Source organism: Flavobacterium sp. RNTU_13, from assembly GCF_046614455.1.
Taxonomy (GTDB): domain Bacteria; phylum Bacteroidota; class Bacteroidia; order Flavobacteriales; family Flavobacteriaceae; genus Flavobacterium.
In genome coordinates, this window is the sequence record NZ_JBKJHB010000009.1 from 1 (window position 1) to 16,611 (window position 16,611).

At 40.5% G+C, this 16,611-nt stretch carries 18 protein-coding genes; 10 read left to right on the forward strand and 8 right to left on the reverse strand.

Features of this window, described 5'->3' with window-relative positions; genetic code table 11:
• Positions 1-552: 552 nt before the first annotated feature.
• Positions 553-1,788 (reverse strand): ABC transporter permease, encoded by a 1,236-nt coding sequence (locus ACLI08_RS16040; protein ID WP_411429523.1) that lies wholly within the window; start codon positions 1,786-1,788, stop codon positions 553-555.
• Positions 1,789-1,796: 8 nt separating this feature from the next.
• Here ACLI08_RS16040 and ACLI08_RS16045 point away from each other — a divergent pair, with 8 nt between their 5' ends.
• Both ACLI08_RS16045 and ACLI08_RS16050 read left to right on the forward strand, forming a co-directional pair.
• Positions 1,797-3,095 (forward strand): exo-beta-N-acetylmuramidase NamZ domain-containing protein, encoded by a 1,299-nt coding sequence (locus ACLI08_RS16045; RefSeq protein ID WP_411429524.1) that lies wholly within the window; start codon positions 1,797-1,799, stop codon positions 3,093-3,095.
• A gap of 81 nt (positions 3,096-3,176) precedes the next feature.
• A complete protein-coding gene (locus ACLI08_RS16050; protein ID WP_411429525.1) occupies positions 3,177-3,386 on the forward strand; it encodes a hypothetical protein in 210 nt (69 codons plus the stop codon).
• Positions 3,387-3,405: 19 nt separating this feature from the next.
• On the opposite strand, the gene ACLI08_RS16055 is transcribed toward ACLI08_RS16050, so the two are convergent.
• The 6 genes from ACLI08_RS16055 to ACLI08_RS16080 are packed head-to-tail and all read right to left on the reverse strand — an operon-like array spanning position 3,406 to position 7,485.
• Entirely contained in the window at positions 3,406-3,627 is a 222-nt protein-coding gene (locus ACLI08_RS16055) for a hypothetical protein (RefSeq protein ID WP_411429526.1), read from the reverse strand.
• A gap of 4 nt (positions 3,628-3,631) precedes the next feature.
• Positions 3,632-3,994: a VOC family protein gene (locus ACLI08_RS16060; protein ID WP_411429527.1), complete on the reverse strand. Its 363-nt coding sequence runs from the start codon at positions 3,992-3,994 to the stop codon at positions 3,632-3,634.
• 4 nt (positions 3,995-3,998) lie between these two features.
• Positions 3,999-4,538 (reverse strand): hypothetical protein, encoded by a 540-nt coding sequence (locus ACLI08_RS16065; protein WP_411429528.1) that lies wholly within the window; start codon positions 4,536-4,538, stop codon positions 3,999-4,001.
• Between the two features lies 1 nt (position 4,539).
• A complete protein-coding gene (locus ACLI08_RS16070; protein ID WP_411429529.1) occupies positions 4,540-5,598 on the reverse strand; it encodes an AAA family ATPase in 1,059 nt (352 codons plus the stop codon).
• A 43-nt stretch (positions 5,599-5,641) separates the two neighbouring features.
• Positions 5,642-6,106, reverse strand: a complete 465-nt coding sequence (locus ACLI08_RS16075) for a YkgJ family cysteine cluster protein (RefSeq protein ID WP_411429563.1) — start codon at positions 6,104-6,106, stop codon at positions 5,642-5,644.
• Positions 6,107-6,135: 29 nt separating this feature from the next.
• Entirely contained in the window at positions 6,136-7,485 is a 1,350-nt protein-coding gene (locus tag ACLI08_RS16080; protein WP_411429530.1) for an FAD-dependent oxidoreductase, read from the reverse strand.
• 179 nt (positions 7,486-7,664) lie between these two features.
• On the opposite strand from ACLI08_RS16080, the gene ACLI08_RS16085 reads away from it, so the two are divergent.
• Complete coding sequence (locus ACLI08_RS16085) at positions 7,665-7,823, forward strand: lmo0937 family membrane protein (RefSeq protein ID WP_411429531.1); 159 nt, start codon at positions 7,665-7,667, stop codon at positions 7,821-7,823.
• 107 nt (positions 7,824-7,930) lie between these two features.
• Here the strand turns inward: ACLI08_RS16085 and ACLI08_RS16090 are convergent, their stop codons facing one another.
• On the reverse strand, positions 7,931-8,605 hold the full coding sequence (locus ACLI08_RS16090; RefSeq protein WP_411429532.1) for a Crp/Fnr family transcriptional regulator: 675 nt from the start codon (positions 8,603-8,605) through the stop codon (positions 7,931-7,933).
• Positions 8,606-8,708: 103 nt separating this feature from the next.
• Between ACLI08_RS16090 and ACLI08_RS16095 the strand changes: the two genes are divergently transcribed.
• From ACLI08_RS16095 to ACLI08_RS16125, 7 genes are all read left to right on the forward strand, one after another.
• Positions 8,709-11,087: a heavy metal translocating P-type ATPase gene (locus tag ACLI08_RS16095; RefSeq protein WP_411429533.1), complete on the forward strand. Its 2,379-nt coding sequence runs from the start codon at positions 8,709-8,711 to the stop codon at positions 11,085-11,087.
• A gap of 82 nt (positions 11,088-11,169) precedes the next feature.
• On the forward strand, positions 11,170-11,334 hold the full coding sequence (gene ccoS, locus ACLI08_RS16100) for a cbb3-type cytochrome oxidase assembly protein CcoS (RefSeq protein ID WP_411429534.1): 165 nt from the start codon (positions 11,170-11,172) through the stop codon (positions 11,332-11,334).
• 12 nt (positions 11,335-11,346) lie between these two features.
• Positions 11,347-13,542, forward strand: coding sequence for a cytochrome-c oxidase, cbb3-type subunit I (ccoN, locus tag ACLI08_RS16105; protein WP_411429535.1), 2,196 nt, complete (start codon positions 11,347-11,349; stop codon positions 13,540-13,542).
• A 6-nt stretch (positions 13,543-13,548) separates the two neighbouring features.
• Complete coding sequence (locus ACLI08_RS16110; RefSeq protein ID WP_411429536.1) at positions 13,549-13,743, forward strand: CcoQ/FixQ family Cbb3-type cytochrome c oxidase assembly chaperone; 195 nt, start codon at positions 13,549-13,551, stop codon at positions 13,741-13,743.
• An 18-nt stretch (positions 13,744-13,761) separates the two neighbouring features.
• Positions 13,762-14,667 carry a cbb3-type cytochrome c oxidase N-terminal domain-containing protein gene (locus ACLI08_RS16115; RefSeq protein WP_411429537.1) on the forward strand — a complete coding sequence of 302 codons (906 nt, stop codon included), beginning with the start codon at positions 13,762-13,764 and terminating at the stop codon, positions 14,665-14,667.
• Positions 14,668-14,686: 19 nt separating this feature from the next.
• Complete coding sequence (ccoG, locus tag ACLI08_RS16120) at positions 14,687-16,123, forward strand: cytochrome c oxidase accessory protein CcoG (protein WP_411429538.1); 1,437 nt, start codon at positions 14,687-14,689, stop codon at positions 16,121-16,123.
• 15 nt (positions 16,124-16,138) lie between these two features.
• Entirely contained in the window at positions 16,139-16,585 is a 447-nt protein-coding gene (locus tag ACLI08_RS16125) for a FixH family protein (RefSeq protein ID WP_411429539.1), read from the forward strand.
• Positions 16,586-16,611: the final 26 nt, after the last annotated feature.

Here is a 16,611-nt window from a genome sequence, read left to right on the forward strand (position 1 = left end):
TCTTCAGTTTTTAAAGCCGTATCCGCTTCTCATTATCCACCGAACCTCGCAGTTCGGGAGGGCAAAGGTAAAACCTTTTTCCTTTTAATTCAAAACTTTTTTAAGCTTTTTTTCCGAAGTTTTTTTTATCGTTTCTCTCTTCATTGTAAAGAGTTAAACCTTAAAATCTCGCTTCCATGTTTTCAAATGAACGTCGCCGTAGTTGCGGGTGCAAAGGTAGTAAACTTTTCGTTACATCCTAATCTTTTTGAAACTTTTTTTTCAAGGCCGCTTTTCAACGTTTTCAGCTATCCTATTATATAGGAATAACACCTCTTTTTAAATCCCATCAAGTTTTCTATGAACCTCGCTAACTTCTCTGTTGCGGGTGCAAAGATACTACTCTTTTATACTTAAACAACTCTTTTCTTACCACTTTGTTTAACTTTTTTTAACTCTAAACCATAAACCACTTAAACAACAAGAGTTACGGGAAGAAAAAAATCAAAAAAAAATTACTGGCACCAGTAAAAGTTGAAAAAACAACAGCAAAAACGGGTGTTCAATGTAAAATTATTCAAAACGAATAGCTTTTGAAGGCGCTATTTTAGTAATTATATAAGAAGGAATAAGCAGTAATGCCAGGCAAACCAAAACTGTTCCTACATTAATAATAAGTATAGCGGGTATGTTAAAGGTTACCGGAGCTACACTTACATAGTAATTTTCGGGACGCAGCTTTATTACGCCGAAGTATTTTTGAATAAAAAGAAGCCCCAAACCAATTCCGTTGCCCCAAAGAAGCCCCCTTATTATAAGATGACCTGCATTATACAGGAAAATTTTACGGATAGCCCAGTTTGATGCGCCTAATGCTTTTAGCATACCTACCATTTGCGTACGCTCTAATATAAGTACCAGTAGCGCTACTACCATATTAATGGTAGCTACTACCACCATTATTATAATGATTACAATAATATTAATGTCAAACAACTTTAGCCATTCGAATATATTTGCATATTTTTCCTTAATGGTTATGCTGTTTAAAGTACTGGGTATGGCTTCGTATACCTCTTTACCCTTTTCATCGAGTTTTGAAAAATCATCTATAAAAACCTCAAATGCGCCAACTTGCCCATTTTTCCATTTGTTAATACGCTGTACGTGCCTTATATCGCCAAGCACAAAGGTGGCGTCAAACTCCTGAAAACCGCTATTGTAAATCCCTACGAGATCAAATCTTCTTAAATTAGGCATACCATTTCCGCCTTCCTTCATAAAATAGGTGGTAAACTTATCACCTACTTTTAACTCCAGGCGATTAGCCATGTACTCAGAAAGTACAACCTCTGTATTTAACGCTCCTTTTAAGTTAGGCACGCGTCCTTTTACCATATATTCAGCTAGGGCATCCCACTTATAATCCTTCCCCACTCCTTTAAATACTATGCCTTCAAAAGATTTTTCTGTACGTATTATTCCGGCCTTACTGGCGGTAGCCTGCACATGGCTGATACCCTGAACATCTTTAAACCGGGGATAAAACGGCTGGTTGATGCCAATAGGCTCTACACTTACCTCACTTTGATTGTCGTCGAAATTGGTTATAATAATGTTACCGTTAAACGCCGATATTTTTTCGTGTATTTTATCTTGAAGCCCTACGCCGGTGGCTACAGAAACTAGCATCATAACAATTCCTATAGCAATTGCTACTACAGCAATTTTTATAATTGGCGCAGACACACTACTTTTGTGGCTTTTAGCCGAAACAAGCCTCCGGGCAATAAAGTATTCTAAATTCAAGGTTTTATATGGTATCTTATTTATCGGGCTTCCGCAAAATATTGCTAACCGTTGTCAAAAATACGGTTTTATTCTCATTATTATTATTTACTGCTTGCGGAAATTCGGCCAGTGTAACTAAAGGTAAACCAGTTACCATAGAAAATCCGGACAACCCCTACCGGAAGGGAATTAATACGGGAGCCGACCGGTTTTGGCTTTATCTTCCTGCACTGCGCGGTAAAAAAGTAGGAGTTACTACAAACCAAACAGGAGTAGTAACCACACAGGATACCGTACGCGAACTTGAAACCAACAAAATAGTACTGCAACCAAGACAACATCACCTGGTAGATTTTTTACTGTCTAAAAAAATCAACCTCCAAACCATATACGCGCCTGAACACGGCTTTAGGGGAACGGCAGATGCCGGTGAACTGGTTAAAGATGGTAAAGACACGCAAACAGGATTGCCCATTACGTCTTTATACGGCAACAACAAAAAACCGTCGGCAGAGCAGCTTGCAGGTATAGAAGTAATGGTTTTTGACATCCAGGATGTGGGGGCACGCTTTTACACCTATATATCTACCCTGCATTATGTAATGGAAGCCTGTGCAGAGCAACATATACCTTTAATAGTTTTAGACAGGCCAAATCCTAACGGGAGCATTGTAGATGGGCCTGTACTGGAAAAAGAGTTTAGCAGTTTTGTGGGTATGCATCCTATACCTGTACTACATGGCATGACCATAGGAGAATATGCACAAATGATTAACGGTGAAAAGTGGCTTAAAGACGGCGTTAAGTGCGAACTCACCGTAATTCCGTGCTCGTATTACAAAAGGGAGTTTTATTACTCGTTACCGGTAAAGCCATCGCCAAACCTACCCAATGACCAGGCCATAAACCTTTATGCAAGCCTGTGTCTTTTTGAAGGGACGAACGTTAGTGTGGGCAGGGGAACCGACAAACAGTTTCAGATATACGGGTCGCCGGATTTGCCGGGAGACGATTATTATTTTACGCCCGGGCCAAACGAAGGTGCTAAAAACCCTCCTTATAACGGTGTAATGTGTTTTGGCAAAGACCTTAGTGAAGTACGCCGTGTACATAAACTGGAAATTAAATGGCTTATAGACGCCTACCAAAACACTACCGATAAATCAAAGTTTTTTACCAGCTTCTTTACAAAACTGGCCGGCACTAAAACCCTGCAGGAACAAATTGAAGCCGGTATGGACGAATCTGATATAAGGCGCAGCTGGGAAACCGGTATTGAAGCCTTTAAGGACATGAGGAGACAGTATCTTATATATGGTAAATAATTTTCTTAAGGTTTGCACAAAGTAGCTTGAAATGCCGTAGCTATGTTGTAATTTTATAGTATCACTAAAAAAGACATAGCCATGAATATTAAAGAAACCATAGAAAATGTAGTAGAGTACATCCTTAAGTTTATTGAAAAAGCGAAAGGATATGTAGAAGATATTATCGAATTTTTCACCAATCTGCGTACCAGGATAGAAAACCTGCTGGAGTATGTAGAAGAAAAACTAGCCGGCATTACTCATTTTATTGAGGAATTAAAACAACAAAACGAGGCGCTTGCCGCCTAATATAAAAAGCCTTCCTTACTTATTGTTCGGAAGGCTTTTTATTTGATTTTCGCTTAAGCATACGTGCAACACCATTTAAAAACAGTAGCAATAAAAATACAGGCAGTGCCATAAATGCTATTTCGCCCAGCTCATCTGCTTTAGAATGGTGTACTATGGTCTCAGAATTTACAGAATATATGCCGTAGCCCACGCCTAACGACAACACTGCAAACAATAAAACGGTGCGGAAGGTTTTCATATTATTAACTATTTAACGGTTGGCCAAACTGTAGTATATAATTATTAGGATCGTATATGGCAAACTCGCGCATGCCGTACTCAAAATCTTCAATTTCGTAGCAAATTGTGCATTTGTCTTTCCATAATTCCCATAAACGGTCTACCCCGGTAACATTAAAGTAAAATGAGCCTGTAAACATAGGAGCATCAAATGGTACATGGGGGTTTGGGTATGCCAGCATTACCTCTATGCCATCGCGCTCTAAAACTGCCCACCCCTCTTCCTCCAGGGTACAATCAAAACCCAATACTTCCGTATAAAAAACAACGGTTTCGGGTATACGGTCTGTCCAGAGCATTGGGGTAATATAGTTGAATTTTGGCATAGGGTTATTGGTTTAGAAAATTATCAATTTCTTTGAGTGGTTTATATTTTGCCAATACAACATCATAATCCAAATGGATCATAAATTCTGATGCTCTATTTTCATGATACTTATTCATTGTAATCCTCTTCAATTCCTCTTTAGGTTTAGAAATAGACAGAGGATTTTTATACTTCAATTTTAACTTAAAAACTTTATTAAGGCTCTCTACATCAGAAAAGAAAATCGCTTCTAATTCATGAACATTTAAAAAAAGAACTGATTCCCCTTCAAATAAAGCTTTATTCTTAGTAAACCAATCATATCGATTTTTCACTTTAGCCTCATCGGTTTCAAATCCATCAAGATCTCTTACAAAGATCAAAACATCAAATTTTGTAGTCTTTAGTTCAGTCAGTAAGAGCTTAGAAAACTTTTCATTCTCAAGTTGATCACCTTTCCTACGTTTTAACACCGCAATATAATCATGCTTGTGCTGTTTTCTTAATAGCTCAGCTATCGCATCAGTATCATTGGGATTTTCGCCTATTAATCCTACTCTCATACTATTCTTCTAGATCAGAATGCACCCAATAATCACTAAGGTCTAGATCCTCCATATAAAGCTGCGCTTTGTGTTTTTGTTCATCTGTTAAGTGTACCAGCTTGGTCTGTCCATCTTCAAACTTAGCAATGATAATGCCATCTAGCTCATCTTTGTTCAGGATGTTAAGTACAACAGGAGAATGTGTTGTTATGATAAACTGTATGTCTTCAGACTTTTCTTTAATAAAATCCATCAATCTATGCAATTGATGAGGGTGCAAGCCTAATTCAGGTTCTTCAAGGAGGATAATATTTTTATCAGAGAGCGTAATTTCAGAGATTATATAAAACAACCTCTTAGTACCATCAGAAAGCTGGTTAAAAACAAGCCACTCATCATTAACAAAATATTCTAAATAAAGATTATTGAATGAAATTTCTTCTTCGTCAATGTCATTGATTTTGTAGTTCAGGCCGAATCTAATTTCCTTGATATGCGAAAACCTATTAAGGTTACTACTCAACTTTAACAAAACTGAACTGTTGACAAAATCTGCTTTGGATTTATTCTTGAAAATAACATTTGCAATATAATCAAACCCAATTGCTCCTACTAATCTAGTCTTTCTAGGATTTAGAAAATTAATATAACCTCCATTTCCGTCAATTTTTATAATAGATCCAGAAAAAGGTTCATCTGCTATATCATATTTTTCGGGTATACCGTGAGAAATTAAGACTGGAACTATAGCGGCAAGTATTGGTCGCTTTCCGTCAATTAAAATGTCATTATGAAAAAGTGAAATCTCATTAATCTCCATTTGAGTAAGGTCTTCACTAATGTATTTAGATGAAATATTTTTTTTTGTATATATTTCGTCAGAGTGACTAAAGTTTACCTCACTATTTGAAAATTCTGGAGACAACTGTAAACTATCGGTCAAATAATTTATAAAGTTAGTCTTACCAGTACCATTTTTACCAATTATTATATTAATACCTTTATTAAAAGTTATATTCACCTCTTTAATGGTAAGGTAATCTTTTAGTATGGCTCGTGTAATGTATACTTCTTTCATATAAAAATCTAGTACCCCAAATATAAACCTTTATGTTTATATTTTACAGCGCCATTTTCTTTTTCATTTCTTCTACTATATTATATGCTGCCGGACAAATGGCAACATTTTTTAACGTAATATCGCTTATTTGCTGAAACTTTTTCCTGTCGGTATGCGGATACTCCCTGCAGGCTTTTGGCCTAACCTCGTATATCATACAATAATTTTCGGCATCCAGAAACGTACAAGGAACGCTTTGCAACACATAGTCTTTGTCTTCATCTACACGCAGGTACTTGTCTATAAACTGCTGCGGCTTTAACCTTAGGTGTTTAGCTATGCGTTCTATATCGGCAAGGGTAAAAAGCGGCCCGGTAGTCTTACAGCAGTTGGCACACGTAAGGCAATCTGTTCTTTTAAACTCCCTGTCGTGCAGGTCCTGCATTACATAGTCTAGGTTTTTTGGCGGCTTTTTTTTAAGCTTATCAAAAAACTTTTTGTTTTCGGCATGTTTTTCCCTGGCCATACGGCCCAGGTCTTTTAGTACCTTTTCCACTATTTTATTTCCTTCAGCAGTGCTTTAATTTTATCTTCTACCTCAGCGCTATCCCATTTTTGTTCAATGCCTTCGGTTTTCATCACCTCATCCATAATCGCCTTTTGCCTGTCACCCAGTGCAAGCGCCTCACTGTACGGGCGGTAGCTAAAGGTAACCATACTGTAAAGAGGCTGCCAAAGTTCCGGGTATTTATCTGAAAAGTGTTTTTCTATTTTTTTACGCAACAGGAAATTAGCATCGGCAGTACTGCTGCTCATTTCCATAAAGTTACGGTAAGACAGTTCTGCTATGGCATCGGCATTAGGCTTACGGCTGGTTTCGTATTCATGGAATACCGCGTGCCAATCGTTACCATACTGCTCTATCATTTGGCTAAGTACGGTAATGTCTTCAAAACCCGCATTCATGCCATGCCCGTAAAAAGGCACAAGCGCATGGCAGGCATCTCCTATAAGCGCTACCTTGTCGCTGTAAGTCCACGGAAAACATTTCATGGTAACCAGCGTACTGGTAGGATTTTTAAAGAAATCCTCTACCAGCTTCGGTATTTCGTCTTTTGTAGAAGGGAAATATTTGGCAAAAAATGCCTCCAGTGTTTCTTTATCTTTAAGGCTGTCAAAAGAGTTTTCGCCTTCAAAAGGCATAAACAGCGTACATGTAAAGCTACCATCGTTATTAGGCAGCGCAATAAGCATAAAATCTTTGCGCGGCCATATATGCAGTGAGTTTTTGTCTAACTTGTGGGTTCCGTCTGCATTAGCAGGAATATTAAGCTCTTTATAACCCAGCGGTAAAAACTCCTGGCTGTAGTTAAAGCGGTTTTGGCGCTGCATACGGTGGCGTATGCGGCTAAAGGCACCATCTGAGCCAAACACCTTATCATAATGAAGTTCGTCCCATGCGCCGCGTTCCGTTTCGCCGGTAAATAGCGTAGCAGTAGCCAGGTCTACATCCCATATTCGGGTATTAAAGAAAAATTCTACACCTTCCGCTTCGGCAAGCGAAACCATTTTACGGTTCAGTTCGCCACGGCTTATGGAGTAAATGCACTCGCCTTCCTTACCGTAGTACTGATAGCTTAGCTCGTTGTTTACCGAGTGTATGGCACGTTTTTCCATAGGCACGGCCATCTTTCGGATTTCCTCTCCCAGGCCTACCTCATCCAGCGTACGCCACCCACGGTGCGACACGGCAAGGTTTATAGAACGGCCCGAAAACTCTATGGTTCTTATATCTGGGCTACGGTCGTAAACGTGTACGGTGTGCCCGGCTCTTTTTAAATATATTGCCAAAAGCGAACCAACCAATCCTGAGCCCACTACGGCAATCTTCAACGGAGTTTGCATGAAATCAATTTTCTTTCGAAGTACAAAAGTACTAATTAATTATGTGTATGATTTTTTTTATTGAATTATTTGCAACTGTTTAATTAAGAAAACTTTGGCTATTAAAGAATTCTTAATCAATTAACACATTCCGGTCATTAGATGTAATTTTAAAATATCAAATTTAAAAAAACACTATTATGAGAGATTTAATCTGGCTTATCGTTGTTATCCTTCTTATAGGATGGGCAGTAGGATACTTTGGCTTTGGTGAAGCTGTAGGATCTTTAATACACATACTACTGGTACTTGCCATAATAGGCATACTATACAGGTTAGCCACCGGCAGCAGGCCGTAGCGCAACCAGTACCTTTAAAAAACCTAAATGACAGTACAAAAAAACAAAAATCCCCAAATTGGGGATTTTGTTTTTTAAAAACCAGAAAACTACCGTAAACAAACGGCTTATATCTTTCTTAACGCACTACTGTTTAAGACCGTAATTTTTTTACCCGAAAGGGCTATGTAGCCCGCCTTATTAAATTCAGACAATAAACGTATACAACTCTCTGTAGCGGTACCTATCATACCGGCAAGTTCCTCGCGCGATAGTTTAAGGTTAAGGCTCTTGTCTTCGCTTTCGCCAAAGGTTTCGTGAAGATACAGTAACGTTTCTGCAAGACGCTGCTTAACCGATTTTTGCGCCATGGTTACCAGATGATCGTCTGCCTCTTTAAGGTCGCCACAAATGGTTTTCATTACCTGGAACGAAAAGCGGTTGTTGTTGTTAAAAAACTCCATAACCTCGTTCTTGGGTATGTAGCACACCGTCATATCCTCAAGTGCTACCGCGCTAAGGTTTACAGGCTCATCGCTTATCATGCTGCGCTGACCCAGCAACTCTCCCTTGGCTACCAGTTTTACTATCTGGTCGTTACCATTAGCACTTAGTTTGGTAAGTTTACACACGCCCTCGCGTACGCAAAATATACCGTTTACATTTTCGCCTTCGCTAAAAACAGCCTCACCTTTCCTTATGGTGTAGGTAGACTTGCAGTCAGCCAGTTTTATAAGCTCCTCTTTATTGAGGGCTTTTAACGAGCTGAGTTCCCTTACTATACACTGATCACATTTACTCATACCGGTGCAAATGTATTATTTGCCTAAAACCGAGAGTATGACAAAAATCATATTTTAAACATTTTAGCCTCCTCAACTTTGCTACAGGTAAAATTGAGCATTTATGGAAACCCAAAACTGTTATCACTGCGGGTTAGAGATCGTTAAAAAAGACGAAATCATTTTTGATGATAAATCATTTTGTTGTCCCGGTTGCAAAACCGTATACGAAATATTTACACAAAACGGCCTTACGCAGTACTACGACTACGAAAAAGCACCCGGTGCCACACCACAGGACATTGGCGGTAAGTACGACTTTCTAGACAATGAAACCATTACAGATAAGTTACTGGACTTTAAGGAGCAGCATACCCACATTGTGTCGCTGTACATACCGCACATCCACTGTAGTTCTTGTATCTGGATACTGGAAAACCTAAACCGGTTAAACAAAGGCATAAGCAGCTCTCAGGTAAACTTCCACGAGAAAAAGGCGCGTATAGTATTTAACCCGGAAGTAACTTCCCTGAAAGACATAGTACTGCTGCTAAACAGCATAGGCTATGAACCCTACATAAGCCTTGAAAACTACGAGGAGAAAAAGAAAAAAGTAAACCGCGAACTTATTTATAAGCTGGGAGTAGCATTTTTCTGCTTTGGCAATGTAATGCTGCTTTCGTTTCCGGAGTATTTTGAAGTGGAAGAATACTGGCTTGATAACTATCGTGGATTTTTCCGCTGGCTGATATTTACGCTTACGCTGCCTTCATTTTTATATTCTGCTAGCGGTTACTATGTATCGGCATGGAAAAGCATAAAGGCAGGCATGCTAAACATAGAAATCCCCATAGCACTGGGGCTTATAGTAATGTTTATACGCAGTACAGTAGATATAGTATTCGACTTGGGTTCGGGTTTCTTCGACAGCCTTTGCGGACTGGTGTTCTTTATGTTGCTGGGCAGGCTTTTCCAACAAAAAACATACAATTTCCTGTCATTTGAGCGCGACTTTAAATCCTATTTCCCTATAGCGGTTACTAAGCTTACCGGCAGACGAGAGGAAGTTTCGGTACCGGTATATGATGTAACACCCGGCGACAGGCTTATTATACGCAATAAAGAACTGATACCTGTAGACGGCATACTGATTACCGGGCAAACCGAAATAGACTACAGCTTTGTAACCGGTGAAGCCGAGCCTATTACCAAGAAATCAGGCGATAAAATATTTGCAGGCGGGCGTCAGCTGGGTCAGGTGGTAGAAATGGAGGTATTAAGTTCTGTATCTCAAAGTTACCTTACACAGCTGTGGAGTAACGAGGTTTTTGCCAAAAAAGATGACGAAAATTATAAAACCCTTACTGATACCGTAAGCAGGTACTTTACCCCTGCCCTGCTGTTAATAGCCATATTGGGGCTTACCGTTTGGCTTATAAAAGGCGACTATAATACGGCGTTTAATGTGTTTACTGCTGTGCTTATAGTAGCATGCCCGTGTGCGCTGGCACTAAGCGCACCGTTTACCGTGGGCAATGTACTACGTATAATGGGTAACCGTAAACTCTACCTAAAAAATGCTACCGTAATAGAACAAATGGCTAAGGTAGACACTATAGTTTTTGATAAAACGGGTACAATAACCACCAATAAAAAATCTGAAATAGTGTACGAAGGTGAGCATATAGATGCTAAAGAGCTTGCTTTTATACGCAGTTTACTGCGCGGAAGTAACCACCCACTAAGCCGCAGGCTGTATGAACACCTTCCGGCAAGCCAGTTGTTACAGGTAGAGGAATTTGAAGAAGTAACCGGAAAAGGAATACATGGGTATGTAAACGGATACCATGTAAAGGTAGGTTCGGCCACTTTTACCGGTGCACCGCAACACGAAAGCCTGCAAACGCTGGTACACATTTCTATAAATCGGAATTATGTAGGCAGGTTTATTTTCCAGAACCAGTACAGGGATGGGTTACCGGAGTTATTTAAAAGCCTATCGGCAAAATATCAGTTAAAAATACTTAGTGGCGATAACGAAGGCGAACGGCATGCGCTGGAACAACTGCTGCCCGCAGGTACAGAACTTGTTTTTAATCAAAAACCGGATGAAAAACTGGCTTTTATAGAAAAACTACAAAAACAGGGACATAATGTAATGATGGTGGGCGATGGCCTTAATGATGCAGGAGCACTGGCGCAGAGTAACGTGGGCATATCGGTTTCAGAAAACGTAAACGTGTTTTCGCCCGCGTGCGACGGTATACTAGATGCTACTCAGTTTAGCCGCCTGTCCTATTTTATGAAGCTGAGCAAAAACACGGTTAAAACCATTAAAATGAGTTTTACACTCTCCTTACTATATAATGTGATAGGGCTCACATTTGCCCTCATCGGTAAAATGCAACCACTGTTCGCAGCCATCATTATGCCACTGAGTACCATCACTATAGTATCATTTGTAACCATAATGAGCAACTATTATGCAAGCCGCAGGAAGTAGGTAATAAAATAAAGCAGTATGATAAATATCATGTTTTACCCCAAACCCCCATCCTACCTTTGTTAACATAAAATTAAGAAGTATGAGCGTAATCTATCTATTAATCAGCATTAGTGTAATTGTAGCCCTGCTGTTCCTTTATGTATTTATAAAGGCGGTGCGCAGCGGCCAGTTTGACGACAGTTATACCCCATCTGTAAGGATGCTTTTTGACGATGAAACTAAAAAAAGTGAAACCAAAAACTAATATGTAATTATTATGGAAATGCAGCAGTTTTATTACGACAATAAAATAGTCAAAAAGTTCCTATACGCTACCATAGTGTTTGGCGTTGTGGGCTTCTTGGTTGGTTTATTAATCGCGTTCTTTTATCTGTTTCCTAATCTTACCGAAGGCATCTCATTTCTAAGCTACGGTAGGCTAAGGCCGTTACACACAAACGCCGTTATTTTTGCCTTTGTGGGTAATGCCATGTTTGCAGGAACGTATTATTCTTTACAAAGGTTGCTTAAAACCCGTATGTTTAGCGATACGCTGAGCAACATTAACTTTTGGGGTTGGCAGCTTATTATTGTGGCGGCAGCCGTTACGCTTCCGCTGGGGTGGACTACCTCTAAAGAATACGCCGAGTTGGAATGGCCTATAGACATAGCCATTGCTGCAGTATGGGTAGTATTCGGTATAAACATGATAGGTACTATCATTAAACGCAGGGAGCGCCACCTTTATGTAGCCATTTGGTTTTACTTGGCCACATTTGTAACCGTAGCCCTGCTACATATTTTTAACAGCCTTGAGCTTCCGGTAAACTGGCACAAAAGTTACTCTGCATACGCCGGCGTACAAGATGCACTTGTACAGTGGTGGTACGGCCATAATGCGGTGGCATTCTTCCTTACCACACCGTTCCTGGGGCTTATGTATTACTATATGCCTAAGGCAGCTAACAGGCCTGTGTACTCATACAAACTGTCTATTATCCACTTTTGGTCACTAATATTTATCTATATCTGGGCCGGGCCACACCACTTACTATACTCTGCCCTGCCAGACTGGGCTCAGAACCTGGGTGTGGTGTTCTCTGTAATGCTTATAGCGCCATCTTGGGGTGGTATGATTAACGGTCTTCTTACCCTTCGCGGCGCGTGGGATAAAGTAAGGGAAAGTTCTGTACTAAAATTTTTCGTGGTAGCCATTACAGGTTATGGTATGGCTACGTTTGAAGGCCCTATGCTTTCGCTTAAAAACGTAAACGCCATAGCCCACTTTACAGACTGGATTATAGCACACGTACACGTAGGTGCACTTGCATGGAACGGTTTCTTAAGCTTCGGTATGATTTACTGGCTTATACCCCGCCTTACTAAAACCAAACTGTACTCAGAAAAGCTGGCTAACTTCCACTTCTGGATAGGTACCCTTGGTATAGTAATGTATGCACTTCCTATGTATGTAGCCGGTTTTACACAGGCAGCTATGTGGAAAGAATTTAACCCGGACGGTACACTTAAGTACGGTAACTTCCTGGAAACAGTAAAGCAAATTATGCCAATGTACTACATACGTGCCATAGGTGGTACCCTGTACGTAATAGGTATGTTTGTACTGGTATACAACATTATAAAAACCATAAAACAAGGCCAGCCTGTAGAAGACGAACTTGCAGAGGCTCCTGCACTGGAACGCATCAGCGAGAAAAGGCTTCAGGGAGAAAAATGGCACAGCTGGCTTGAAAGAAGGCCAATACAGCTTACCATACTGGCTACTGTAGCCGTAACCATAGGTGGTTTAATTCAGATAGTACCTACCATAATGGTTAAGAGTAATATACCTACCATAAGCGTGGTAAAACCATACACGCCGCTGGAACTTGAAGGTAGAGACCTTTATATACGCGAAGGCTGTGTAGGCTGCCACTCTCAAATGATACGCCCGTTCCGTAGCGAAGTAGAGCGCTATGGCGAATACTCTAAATCAGGCGAATATGTATACGATCACCCATTCCTTTGGGGTTCTAAAAGAACCGGGCCAGACCTGCACAGGGTGGGCGGAAAATACAGCGACAACTGGCACTTTAACCACATGTGGGATCCTCAAAGTGTGTCTGAAGGAAGTATAATGCCATCATACAAATGGATGTTTGACAATAAAAAGGCAGACTATACTGAGACCCAGAAAAAAATGGAGGTTATGGTTACACTGGGTGTTCCGTATACCAAAGAGGAAATAGCCAATGCACAGAAAACAATAGAAGCGCAGGCTACCAAAATAGAAAATAACCTGCATACCGACCCTGACTTTGTAAAAACATACGAAGCAAGTAAAAAGGCTGCTGCAGCAAAAGGCGAAACCTTTGTACCAATGCGCGAAAGGGAAATCGTAGCACTAATAGCGTACCTGCAACGTATGGGAACCGACATTAAAGCGAAACCGGTAGCCGAAACCACTAAATAATATGTTATGCTGAAGTTTGTAAAACACAACCTGGAAACCATCTCGGGAGTTGAGATTTATCCTATACTATCGCTGCTTATATTTTTCATCTTTTTTGTAATGCTGTACACCTGGACAATGACCTACAAAAGCGAGAAAATCAACGAGCTGAGCAACATTCCGTTTAGCGACGAAGCAGATGAAAACAATACTAATAGCTAACAAAAAACTGAAAGCATCATGAAAAAACTGATTCCGGTATACGTAAGGGTGCCCGTTATATTTGCCCTGGTATTTGCAGCTTTAGAATACTTTATAGACTCTGGCGACAGGCCGGCCTTTATAAAATACCCATTGGTATCGCTGTTCCTTGCCGTATTCCTGTTTATACAAATAGCCATAGAAATTGTAATTATGGCTATAGACAGGGTTACTTACAACCTGCTTACTGATGAACAAAAGGCAAAACTGGCAGAGGTAGAAGAACTGGGTATAGCAGACAGCGCCTGGTTTAAAAAACTAAAAGGCTACTTTGTAAAAACAAGGCCAGTTGCCGAAGAAGGCGAAATCACGCTGCACCATAATTACGATGGCATACAGGAACTGGATAACGTACTTCCGCCATGGTGGGTAAAGCTGTTTTATTTAACCATTATATTCGGCCTGGTATACTTAGTTCGTTTCCACATAATGGGAGACAAAAACCAAAAACAGGAATTTGAACAGGAAATGGCCGATGCAAAACTGGCTGTAGAAGAATACAAAAAAACCGCTAAAGACCTTATAGACGAAAAAACCGTTACCCTGCTTACAGATCCTGCGGATTTAGCAAAAGGGAAAGAGGTATTTACGGCAAACTGTATTCCGTGCCACAGGGCAGATGCCGGTGGTGCAATAGGCCCTAACCTAACAGACCAGTACTGGTTACTGGGTGGCGGTATAAAAAATGTGTTCCATACCATAACAAACGGTGGTAGAGATGGTAAAGGTATGGTGGCCTGGAAAGGCACTTTAAAACCATCTGAAATACAAGCCGTGGCAAGCTACGTACTTTCACTTCAGGGTACTAACCCTAAAGACGCTAAAGAGCCTCAGGGCGATCTTTGGAAAGAAGACGCGGCCGCTGCTGCAACACCCGCAAAATAAATTTTAAAAAGAGAGCATTATGTCAGTCGATAGGTATGAGCATGAACATGATGAAGATGAATTTCGTAACAAGATTTCAACCATAAATGAAGAAGGCAAGCGGGCCTGGATTTATCCTAAAAAACCCGCGGGTAAGTTTTACAACTACCGAAAAACGCTGAGTTATTTCCTGCTTGCCTTTTTATTTTCTGCTCCGTTTATAAAAATAAACGGAGAACAGTTCTTAATGTTTAACGTGCTGGAACGCCGGTTTAATATTTTCGGTTTTCCGTTTTGGCCACAGGATTTTTACCTCTTTGTAATTTGTATGATTACCGGGGTAATATTTGTGTCTCTGTTTACTGTAGCCTTTGGCCGTATTTTCTGCGGATGGATATGTCCACAGACCATTTTTATGGAAATGGTATTCAGGCGCATAGAATACGCTATAGAGGGCGACCGCAATGCCCAGATAAAACTGGAAAAGCAAGCGTGGGATGCCGAAAAAATAAGAAAAAAAGGCCTTAAATGGCTGGCGTTCTTTTTGGTATCGTTCCTTATTGCGAATGTATTCCTGGCATACATCAGCGGAAGCGACAACCTGATACAGATGGTAGAGGAAGGCCCGACAGAAAATCTGGGTACGCTTGTAGCGCTGCTTATATTTACCGGGGTGTTCTTCTTTATCTATATGTGGTTTAGGGAACAGGTGTGTATTATCGCCTGCCCATACGGAAGGCTCCAAGGTGCACTGCTGGACAACAAAAGTGTAATTGTGGCATACGACCATGTAAGGGGCGAAGGCGAAAAAGGCCGCGCCCGCATGGTAAAAAATGAAGACCGCAAAACAGCAGGTAAAGGCGATTGTATAGACTGCAAGCTCTGTATAGCCGTATGCCCTACGGGTATAGACATACGAAACGGTACGCAGCTGGAGTGTATTAACTGTACGGCTTGTATAGATGAGTGCAATACCGTAATGGATAAAGTAGGGCTGCCGAAAGGGCTTATCCGCTACGCGAGTGAAGATGAAATTACCAAAAAGGAAAAGTTTGTTTTTACCCCGCGTATGAAAGGCTACACTGCTGTACTTATTATACTTACTACCGTGTTTATAGGTTTGCTGTTCCTCCGTAATGATGTTGAAGCTACGGTACTAAGGCTGCCCGGGCAGTTGTATGAGCACAAAGGCGACAGCATAAGTAACGTGTACACTTTTAAGGTAATCAACAAAACGGAGAAAAATTTTAAAAACGTACACTTTAAGCTGGAAAACATAAAAGGTACCGTAAGGCTGGTAGGTAAACAAAGTTTTGCCGTGGCGCGTACAGGCATGGCCCAGGGTACATTGTTTATACAAATTAATGAGGCGCTTTTAGAAAAAGACAAAACCAAAATAATATTGGGCGTATACGAAGGAGACAAACGTATAGATACAGAAAAAACAAGTTTCCTTGCTCCCAGGACGTTTAACTAATAAAGAACTGCAATCATGAAAATTAACTGGGGAACCGGAATTGTAGCTGCGTTTGCACTGTTTATGAGTTTTATACTCTTCTTTGTATTTCGCGTGCAGAGCGACCATAAATACGACAATGAACTTGTAGTGGAAGACTACTACAAACATGAGCGCGGCGTAGAAAGTGATCTTGCAAAAGAAGACAACGCCGCCACACTGTCTCAAAAGGTACTTATAGAGAATACCGGAGAGGCAATAAAAATAACATTTCCCGAATCATTTGATTTTAAACAGATAACAGGAAAAGTGTCCCTTTACAGGCCATCTGACCAGAGACTGGATTTTGATACTCCTATTTCATTATCCGCTCCATACATGCTCATACCTAAAAACGACCTGGCAGGTGGCCGCTGGGACATTACCGTAGACTGGAAGTACAACGGTAAGGCGTACATGAACAAGGAAATGTTTAACCTTTAGTTTCAGTTAACGGTTTACAGTTAATA

Coding starts and splice junctions, on each gene's coding strand:
- ACLI08_RS16075 (WP_411429563.1), bottom strand. CDS start 6,106: ATGGCCAGGGAAAAACATGCCGAAAACAAAAAGTTTTTTGATAAGCTT.
- ACLI08_RS16115 (WP_411429537.1), top strand. CDS start 13,762: ATGAAAAAACTGATTCCGGTATACGTAAGGGTGCCCGTTATATTTGCC.
- ccoS (WP_411429534.1), top strand. CDS start 11,170: ATGAGCGTAATCTATCTATTAATCAGCATTAGTGTAATTGTAGCCCTG.
- ACLI08_RS16125 (WP_411429539.1), top strand. CDS start 16,139: ATGAAAATTAACTGGGGAACCGGAATTGTAGCTGCGTTTGCACTGTTT.
- ACLI08_RS16060 (WP_411429527.1), bottom strand. CDS start 3,994: ATGCCAAAATTCAACTATATTACCCCAATGCTCTGGACAGACCGTATA.
- ACLI08_RS16110 (WP_411429536.1), top strand. CDS start 13,549: ATGCTGAAGTTTGTAAAACACAACCTGGAAACCATCTCGGGAGTTGAG.
- ACLI08_RS16095 (WP_411429533.1), top strand. CDS start 8,709: ATGGAAACCCAAAACTGTTATCACTGCGGGTTAGAGATCGTTAAAAAA.
- ACLI08_RS16070 (WP_411429529.1), bottom strand. CDS start 5,598: ATGAAAGAAGTATACATTACACGAGCCATACTAAAAGATTACCTTACC.
- ACLI08_RS16045 (WP_411429524.1), top strand. CDS start 1,797: ATGGTATCTTATTTATCGGGCTTCCGCAAAATATTGCTAACCGTTGTC.
- ACLI08_RS16090 (WP_411429532.1), bottom strand. CDS start 8,605: ATGAGTAAATGTGATCAGTGTATAGTAAGGGAACTCAGCTCGTTAAAA.
- ACLI08_RS16050 (WP_411429525.1), top strand. CDS start 3,177: ATGAATATTAAAGAAACCATAGAAAATGTAGTAGAGTACATCCTTAAG.
- ccoN (WP_411429535.1), top strand. CDS start 11,347: ATGGAAATGCAGCAGTTTTATTACGACAATAAAATAGTCAAAAAGTTC.
- ACLI08_RS16065 (WP_411429528.1), bottom strand. CDS start 4,538: ATGAGAGTAGGATTAATAGGCGAAAATCCCAATGATACTGATGCGATA.
- ccoG (WP_411429538.1), top strand. CDS start 14,687: ATGTCAGTCGATAGGTATGAGCATGAACATGATGAAGATGAATTTCGT.
- ACLI08_RS16085 (WP_411429531.1), top strand. CDS start 7,665: ATGAGAGATTTAATCTGGCTTATCGTTGTTATCCTTCTTATAGGATGG.
- ACLI08_RS16055 (WP_411429526.1), bottom strand. CDS start 3,627: ATGAAAACCTTCCGCACCGTTTTATTGTTTGCAGTGTTGTCGTTAGGC.
- ACLI08_RS16080 (WP_411429530.1), bottom strand. CDS start 7,485: ATGCAAACTCCGTTGAAGATTGCCGTAGTGGGCTCAGGATTGGTTGGT.